Here is an 824-nt window from a genome sequence, read left to right on the forward strand (position 1 = left end):
GGCATAAGTTACGTGAGCGTTCAATCATCCAGTCCGCCATGGCTTCACCGTAGCTGGCGACATACTCATCGCGATAAGCGTAGTTTGGACGGTCTTGTGGGTTTTCCCACTGTGTCCATAACAGCATGTGACCGTTTTCAAAAGAATAAAACCCACCGCCTTGTCGACCCCATTTGCCAGCGTTCATGGCTTTGATATTGTCTTCTTTGACAGCTTCAGCTTCTTTACGGCGCGCAGTTGTCGCAGCGTAGTTCCAATGGACGGCTGATACGTGATAGCCGTCGGCACCGTTTTCAGCTTGCAGCTTCCAGTTACCATCAAAGGTATAGGTTGAGGTGCCGCGTAATACTTCTAGACCTTCTGGCGACTGATTGACAATCATGTCAAGAATTTTGGTAGAGCCGCCAAGCCAGTCTTCGAGTGACTGAACATCATCATTTAAGCTGGCAAAGATAAAGCCTTTATAATTTGCCATCTTCACTTGTTTTAGGTCGTGTGAGCCTTCTTTATTGAAGCATTCTGGATAGCCTGCATGTCTTGGGTCTTTAACTTTAAGCAGCTTACCTGAGTTGTTAAAGGTCCAACCGTGGAATGGGCAGGTGTAAGTGGCTTTATTGCCTTTTTTATGTCGGCAGAGCTGTGCACCACGATGTGAGCATGAGTTAATCATGCAATGCAGCTCGCCTTCTTTATTGCGGGCAAGAATAACAGGCTGACGACCAATGTATGAGGTGTAGTAGTCGTTGTTATCAGGAACTTGAGACTCATGAGCCAAATACACCCAACTGTTTTCAAAGATGTACTTCATCTCAAGCTCGAACAAC

At 46.4% G+C, this 824-nt stretch carries 1 protein-coding gene; it reads right to left on the reverse strand.

What is annotated here, in order from left to right; all coding sequences use genetic code 11:
- Positions 1-824: Rieske 2Fe-2S domain-containing protein (locus tag ACS8FD_RS18880; RefSeq protein ID WP_439276983.1), on the reverse strand; the 824-nt coding region annotated here is incomplete at both ends.

It is taken from the genome of Psychrobacter sp. 1U2, from assembly GCF_051847575.1.